This is a genomic window from Weissella fangxianensis (assembly GCF_024718545.1).
Classification (GTDB): Bacteria; Bacillota; Bacilli; order Lactobacillales; family Lactobacillaceae; genus Weissella; species Weissella fangxianensis.
This window is the reverse complement of sequence record NZ_JAMXDB010000056.1, coordinates 1-7,641: the sequence shown is the minus strand read 5'-3', so window position 1 is coordinate 7,641 and position 7,641 is coordinate 1. Positions and strand designations below refer to the sequence as shown.

Genomic DNA, 7,641 nt, shown 5'->3' with positions numbered 1-7,641 from the left:
CAATTAACAACCATGCGGTTGTTAGTATTATACGGTATTAGCACTTGTTTCCAAATGTTATCCCCTGCTAAGAGGTAGGTTACCCACGTGTTACTCACCCGTTCGCCACTCTTTGTCAAAAAAATCAAATCAGAGCAAGCCCTTCATATCAATTAAAGACAAAGCGTTCGACTTGCATGTATTAGGCACGCCGCCAGCGTTCATCCTGAGCCAGGATCAAACTCTCATTTTAAAAGCTTGAGTATAACTCATTTGTTACTTGTTGTTTAACAGAAGTTAAACGAATTTACTAGCGAATTGACTTCGCAAATGTTTTGTATCAAGTAAAATACTTGATGACCCTACACATTTGTTTCATCGAAACGATATTCAGTTTTCAATGGTCTACGTCGTTGTCTCGCTGACAACTTAATCTATATTACAGGACAACCATTTAATTGTCAACAACTAATTTAAATCATTTTTTAAATCAATTTTCAGTAATTTGTTGGTCTCACTCGACCACTTGTATATCATAACAATTAATTTAATGTTCGTCAATAGATTGTTGTTATTAATTTTTTACGAACATTTTATCAAACTAAAATAACAGAATATAAAATAAAAAAGATCCATCACCCACCCAAAGGACACATCACGAATCTTTTTTATCTATAGACTATTATACATTACGGTAGCGATACTTATACTTGTAATTCTGAGAAAAACTCACGTGCATCCCCAACAACCTGCTGAACATGATCTGGCGCTGGAATTTGTTCCAAATTAACGGCTAATACAGGTACATTAGGACGAGCATACTGTAAAAGACCGGCAAATGGGTAAACCACAAAGCTTGTTCCAACAATAACGACCAAATCTGCTTGAGTCATCCATTGCGCTGCCTCGTCTACCCTAAATGGAATCTCGCCATATAATGTAATTGCTGGTCGTAACAAAGCACCATCTTCACGGTAAGGTGACTGCAAGTAAGTATCTACATCACTAGGCTTACCATCCGTCGTTGAATAAATATTATACAGTGAACCGTGGAATTCAATAACATTTTTAGCACCTGCTTTTAGATGTAGCCCATCAACATTTTGTGTAATAATACGAGCACGGTTCTTTTGCGTTAACGTAGCCATTTTCTCATGAATAATATTAGGTTGTGCATCTGGAAAATACATATTTTCCTTCGCAAATTCATACATTTTTTCTGGCTCACTTGCTAACGCTTCTGTACTTAATAAATACTCCGGGCGTAACGCAATACCATCATAGATACCACCCTTTGACCGATAATCTGGAATCCCCGAGGCAGTTGATACCCCTGCACCTGTCAAAAAGACAATGTTCTTCGCATTATCAATCAATTGTTGTATATCTGGCGTTACTAATGTCATTATTTTCTCCTTATCGTATTGCAAACGGCTGACCCAGCTTTGTCAGCACCTCTTTAACAGGTGCTTGGTAAAGCTCCTTAAAGAATTCAGCCAACTTATCTTCCGGTACAGCTAACACAAAACTGTTTTGACCTGAATTTTTTAATAATCCGGCATAGGCTGTTTTATCTGTATTGCGATCTTTCATCGTCATATGCTTGATATCAAACACTTGTGCTAGTGGCAGACGCAATTGGCGCTCTGACAAGACTGGCGTCAATGTTACAAATTCACTAGCATAAATTTCTGGTAAGTCCCAAGCTACCATCTGCTCATCAAACATTGAAAAAGCTGTCACAACAGCACGATGAACTGTGAACGGATCCTTAATGTCATCAATGCGCATAGGATCTACAATTTTTTTAGCTGCTGACCAAGCCTTTGGGTAAGATTCAGTCATTGTTTCAACAATGGCTGTCGTATCACTTGATACCGCATGTAAAAATACTTGTAAGTCTAATAATGTTAACAGGCGCAATGCTGCCTCCCCATTATTGTCAGCTGTTTCTTTTGTTAATGTCTGCTGTACACCAGCAAGGACACCTTTAATCACATCATCAGTCAGTAAACCATGAGCTGCTTGCTCGCGATAAACAATTGCTCGTAATGCTGGTTGATAAAGGTAGGTTGCCATAATCATTAATTGATGTGTTAATTCCGCATCATCATCCTTTAATTGGAAATAAACCTGTGGGTACCCATTCAAAGTCAATAACATCATCAACAATTCAGAAGTTGCTAAAAAGTCTGGTGCAGTTCCATCATTCACTTCAACCATTAGACGTGTCCCCAACATTGAAGTTGATACTTGGTCATGGGTAATCACACCACTAGCTTCCTCATTACCACGTAAAATAACTGAACCCGGATACAACTCATTCACTTGGTCTAATAACGTTATTGTTTCTTTTGTAAATTTCATTTTTCTATCCCATCTTTGTTATTCTGCATTTACATGCCGCATTTCTTGTAACAATTGCTTTGCCATGGATGCGTTTATTTGTGATGATTGATTTAATCGTGCGACTAATTGATCGACCTCATTATCCTTAGCACCAACCTGAATCGCCAGCGATTTGGCTTGTAAAGCCATATGGCCTGCCTGAATACCGGTTGACACTAATGCACGCAATGCTGCTAGATTCTGAGCCATCCCTGTTGCAATGATAATACTTGCTAATTGCTCAGCATTTGGATTATCCATAATATGATGGTTTAGCTTTACTGCTGGCACGATACCAATTGATCCACCAACGACGCCCACTGACATCGGCATTACTGTCCGGCCAATTAATTGATCCTCAACAACTTGCCATGAAATTAAGCCACTATATTGGCCACTATGAGCAGCATAAGCATGCAAAGCAGCATGCACAGCCCTTGTATCATTACCACTGGCAAGTACAACCGCTTCAATACCATTCAAAATACCTTTATTAGCGGTTACCGCACGATGTGGTGATAATTCTTCCATATGACTTGCTGCAGCAATCTTTTCGGCAACCACCTGACCAGGTAGTCCTTGTTTCGTTGCTAACGCCGTCACTGGAATAGCAACTTCCGCCTCAACTAATGATTCTGTACCATAATTAGATAGGATCGCCATCAAGACTTGATACCCCTTTTGGCGTAGTTGTGTCGCCACCGCCTCCGCCATTGTGTTGACTGTATTTGCCCCCATGGCTTCTTTAGTATCCACTAATACATTGACTGCGACTGTTGTTTCATCCAGCACATCGACTGTTAATCGCTTGGCGCCACCACCACGTGCTGCCATCGCTGGATGGGCATCATTGGCGATTTGCAATAACTCTTTCATCTGATTCTGCACTAACCTTTGTAAACTTGCAATATCTGAAAGATTAACAATGATAATTTGACCGCGCATTAAATGTTCTTGTCGCTTGGTCTGCACACCATCACCATACCGCATCATACGGGCACCATTATTGGCTGCAGCAATCACACTAGGTTCCTCAGTTGTCATTGGCACAATCATTTCACGTCCATTGACCGGTAATTGCAATAATAAACCCGTTGGCACACCAAAATTATAGATATAATTTTCTACTTGTTGGGCACCAATATGATCATAACTGTTTTGCATTAACTGTTGTTCTGCAGTTGTTAAATTTTGATTATTGGTCAAAATGGTTAAACGTTCTGACCATGGACGTTTATAAAAACTATGCCAATTTGCCATGACTATTCCTCTTTATTTAATCTACTATTAGTTTAACAGTTATTAATGAAAATTTGCGCCCGCTTTATATAAAAACATCCCCCAATCACACGCCAGATGAAAAATATTTCAAATGGTCATTATAATCACGAGATGTTGATTTATACTATCTATTCAATACTTTCTGCGTAACCTGCCCAAGGTCGGACGCTATACTTCACTTTATTATTTTCATCTATACGTGCGTACAAACGCTGTGTTTCTTCTTCATCAAAAAATCCTAAATCAACAGCGGGTGCTTCATCTAGCAAAACAACATCTTGCACAGCATTTTTCATCACATCATGCAACACTTGCCAATTTCTTTGATGCTCATTTGTTTTTTTGACAGCACCCTTTAATGTGTACCCGTCGTCTAAAAATTCTTTAATAACGGCAACAGTGACGTAGGCTGTATAGTTATAGACACGTGCATCTTGTTCTCCTTCACGTTCCAATGAAGAAATAATACCTTTGCTTTCCCAATAACGTAATTGACGTGTTGATACACCAGTCATCGTCGCCAATTCACCAATACGGAACTGAAACAATTCAGATGCTAAAGCTTTCATTCGAAAATGATGTACTCCTGAAAATGCCATAACCTTCTCCTTCAAATATAATCGACTTTATTGTCAGGTTATCTAACAAATTTGTCAACTTCGTTAAAGATAGCACAAGATAACAGAGCGCGATAAAAAATGGTTTAAAGCCGGTGTGTAACGATGATTGTGTCATTTTGACTCGTAGCAAAGCGCAGAGGCAGAATGGCGCAATTGTCGTTACATTGAGGCTTTAATTTTTTGGAGCGCGTTTATACAGAGCGTGACAAAAGACGCTTTGAAGCCGGTGTGTAATGTCGTTTACGTTATTTTTGACCGCAGCGAAGCGTAGGACAAGAATGGCGTAAATTGCATTACATTGAGGCTTCAGTCTTTTGGAGCGCGTTTATACAGAGCGCGATAAAAAATGATTTGAAGCCGATTGTAACAAAAAAGATTGGGACATATTTTTGTCCCAACCTTTTATAAATACGATTCAATACCTATTATGGATTTGGTGTATCGTCACCACCATCAGTATCATCACCACCATCAGGGTTAACTTGTTGAATACGCGATGTATCCGACTTTGGTTTATCCTTTTCTGGAGCATCTGTTTCATACAATGATTGTGATTTCTTATCACCACGTTCATGCCACAAGGATGTTGAACCAGTACCTAACTGTTCATCAAGCTTTTTTAGTTTAGCCATACCATTTGAGTAGTTGTAATTAGATGCATCTACCGCCTTGTAACCTTTTGGCTTGTAAAAGCGCAACAAATCTTTCTGATTCAAATTATCTGAAATCTTTAATTGTTTACGAACAGCCTTTTTATACTTAGCCAATTCAGCTTTCACCTTCTTGGAAGGCGATTCAATCGCTTCACCGGTCTTATTATCATATAGAACACGGTTCGTATACGTGTACTTTGGCGTGACAAAATCTTTATCACGGAAAGCAACGACCTGTTTACGATTACTACTCAACAAGTCTTGGCCTAATTGTACGTACTTTTTAGAATCAACACCTAGAAGATGTAGCAATGTTGGCATAACATCAATCTCACCACCATATGTGTGGTTAATACCACCACCATGCCAGCCAGGAATGTGGACCATGAACGGTACACGTTGTAACTGGGCATCATCAAAATCACTCCAGTCACTAGCATCTTTTCCTAATACCGAAGCTAACTGTTTATTTTCGGAATTTGAAATACCATAATGATCACCGTATAGCACAAAGATTGACTTATCATATAAGCCGGACTTCTTTAGATAATTAAAGAATTCTCCAATCGACTGATCCAAATAATGGTTTGTTTCAAAATAACCATTCACAACATCAGAGTCTGTATCCGTTGTCGTAAAGTTTGGATCCTTATCTTCATTATCGAGGCTATAAGGGAAATGATTAGTTACCGTAATATATTTTGCATAGAACGGTTGCTGCATCTTTTCCAGATAAGGAATTGAATCATAGAACAATAATTTATCCTTCAATCCATATCCCATCGCTTTATCACCAGAGGTATCGTAATAACTGGCATCAAAGAAATTTTGATACCCCATATTTTTGTAGACATTACTACGATTCCAGAAACTAGCATTGTTACCATGGAATACCCCTGATGAATAACCACCATTTTGTTTCAAAATATTTGGCATCGCCTGAAAGGTTTGATCATTCCCTTGGGTAGCGAATAGTGATCCTTGTGGCAAACCAAATGTTGATGTCTCTAACATATTCTCAGCATCAGATGTTTTACCTTGCCCAACCTGATGGAAGAAATTATCAAAGCCAATCGTTGAATCCGAATGGTAGATATCATTTAGATTTGGTGTAACTTCCTGGTTATTGACCTTTAAATCAAGTGAGAACTGCTGGAACGATTCCAAATGAATCACAAACACATTCTTACCTTTAGCCACACCGGCATACTTTGCATTGGCATCGGTATAATTTTTGTTAACATATGACAAAACATTATCAATATCAGACTTTTTCGCTGATTTGCGCATTTCCGTCACACCATGGGTCTTAATACCATCTAACACCGTATATGTATCAATCCCCAGATATTTAACTAACATCTTACTGTCAAATTGACGCGTAATTAGTTGTGGTCGATCAGCCTCACCTAGTACAAGGACCGTTATTGCTCCGAAAATTGCAAAAGTAGAAAATGCAAAGCCCATGAATTTTGTCGTTACTTGCTTATCAAAATGCATCTTTTTTAGGAAAAATAAGATGATAAAGATAGGTATATCAATCCAGTACAGCAAGTCATGGATATTTGTTAACGCAAAACCAGATGCGCTTAACCCTTGATTAACCTTGTTGTATCCTAGCATCGTAGCCACAGACATAAAATCTGTAAACTCACGATAATAAACAACATTTAAGTGCACCATCAGAACATTAATGATGTACATAACAATTGCTATTGGGTAAAATAACTTAGATTTCCGAAAATAAAAAGCTATCCCGATTAATAATGCAGCAATCGGTATTGGATTGAGCAACAAGGTAATTACTTGAATAATGGAAGCCCCTGAATAAAGGTGAAAGTCCATTACATTTGCTAGTTGTGTTTTTGCCCAAACTAATACAATCAATAAGATAACGAAACCAAACCGTGTATTAATCCAAGAAAAACGACCCTTATGCGTCATAGTTGTCTGTTCTCTTCTTTCTAAATCTTGTGCCATTACTTTTAAAAAATAATAATCTTTTCTATTATAGCGTAATTTTGCTGAATACACCTTAGACTTTTACTATTTATAAACCAAAAGGGATGCGCTAAAATGGTAAAAACTTTATTCAGCGAGGATTAGATGATGCCAGAAAAATATTTAGAAGTTAATCACGCACAAGGACTTGGTATCATCAATGATGCTGCCCTAACGATCCGTAAGCAAGTATTCATTGCCGAGCAAGGCGTACCAGCTACAATTGAAATCGATGGTCTCGATAATCAGACAGAACATTATGTTGGCTTTTTAGATGGTAAACCGGTAACGACCGCCCGTGTCGCCACAGATGCAGCGACCAAAAATTGGCACATTCAACGAGTTGCGACATTACGCGATGCTCGTGGCAACGGTTATGCAGCGACACTGCTCAAACAAATTATTATCGATGCCCGCAATGCGCATGCACAAACACTTGATTTGGGTGCCCAAGTCTCAGCAATTGGCTTTTACGAAAAACTGGGTTTCGTTGCTGAGGGACCTGTTTTTCAAGAAGCTAATATTGATCACCGTCATATGATTTTTACAGTAGAATAGTCCTGATAAAAGGACCCTCGCAAAAGCATGCGGGGGTGAACTGAACCCCGTAAGTTGGAGTAATTTCCAAAACTTACGGGGTTTTACTATGTTTTCAAAAGAAGTACAAATTGAAGCTGTCACAATGTATCTACAAGGTATTCCGCCTTATAAAATACGGA

6 protein-coding genes and 1 rRNA gene are annotated in these 7,641 nt (G+C 38.6%); 1 reads left to right on the top strand and 6 read right to left on the bottom strand.

The features are described 5' to 3' along the window. From NGR58_RS09625 to NGR58_RS09600, 6 genes are all read right to left on the bottom strand, one after another. Positions 1–232 (bottom strand): 16S ribosomal RNA (locus tag NGR58_RS09625); the annotation flags it as partial. A 451-nt stretch (positions 233–683) separates the two neighbouring features. Further along, the gene (locus NGR58_RS09620; protein WP_258089291.1) at positions 684–1,385 is read right to left on the bottom strand and encodes an NAD-dependent protein deacylase; all 702 of its coding nucleotides are present in this window, start codon (positions 1,383–1,385) and stop codon (positions 684–686) included. A gap of 10 nt (positions 1,386–1,395) precedes the next feature. Next, positions 1,396–2,346, bottom strand: coding sequence for an IpaB/EvcA family protein (locus NGR58_RS09615; RefSeq protein WP_258089290.1), 951 nt, complete (start codon positions 2,344–2,346; stop codon positions 1,396–1,398). An 18-nt stretch (positions 2,347–2,364) separates the two neighbouring features. Further along, positions 2,365–3,627 (bottom strand): hydroxymethylglutaryl-CoA reductase, degradative, encoded by a 1,263-nt coding sequence (locus tag NGR58_RS09610; RefSeq protein WP_258089289.1) that lies wholly within the window; start codon positions 3,625–3,627, stop codon positions 2,365–2,367. A gap of 149 nt (positions 3,628–3,776) precedes the next feature. Then, positions 3,777–4,247, bottom strand: coding sequence for a MerR family transcriptional regulator (locus NGR58_RS09605; RefSeq protein WP_258089288.1), 471 nt, complete (start codon positions 4,245–4,247; stop codon positions 3,777–3,779). 446 nt (positions 4,248–4,693) lie between these two features. Continuing rightward, positions 4,694–6,865, bottom strand: a complete 2,172-nt coding sequence (locus tag NGR58_RS09600) for an LTA synthase family protein (RefSeq protein ID WP_258089287.1) — start codon at positions 6,863–6,865, stop codon at positions 4,694–4,696. Positions 6,866–7,027: 162 nt separating this feature from the next. On the opposite strand from NGR58_RS09600, the gene NGR58_RS09595 reads away from it, so the two are divergent. Next, the gene (locus tag NGR58_RS09595) at positions 7,028–7,480 is read left to right on the top strand and encodes a GNAT family N-acetyltransferase (RefSeq protein WP_258089286.1); all 453 of its coding nucleotides are present in this window, start codon (positions 7,028–7,030) and stop codon (positions 7,478–7,480) included. Positions 7,481–7,641 lie beyond the last annotated feature (161 nt).

Coding starts and splice junctions, on each gene's coding strand:
- NGR58_RS09600 (WP_258089287.1), bottom strand. CDS start 6,865: ATGACGCATAAGGGTCGTTTTTCTTGGATTAATACACGGTTTGGTTTC.
- NGR58_RS09620 (WP_258089291.1), bottom strand. CDS start 1,385: ATGACATTAGTAACGCCAGATATACAACAATTGATTGATAATGCGAAG.
- NGR58_RS09595 (WP_258089286.1), top strand. CDS start 7,028: ATGATGCCAGAAAAATATTTAGAAGTTAATCACGCACAAGGACTTGGT.
- NGR58_RS09615 (WP_258089290.1), bottom strand. CDS start 2,346: ATGAAATTTACAAAAGAAACAATAACGTTATTAGACCAAGTGAATGAG.
- NGR58_RS09610 (WP_258089289.1), bottom strand. CDS start 3,627: ATGGCAAATTGGCATAGTTTTTATAAACGTCCATGGTCAGAACGTTTA.
- NGR58_RS09605 (WP_258089288.1), bottom strand. CDS start 4,247: ATGGCATTTTCAGGAGTACATCATTTTCGAATGAAAGCTTTAGCATCT.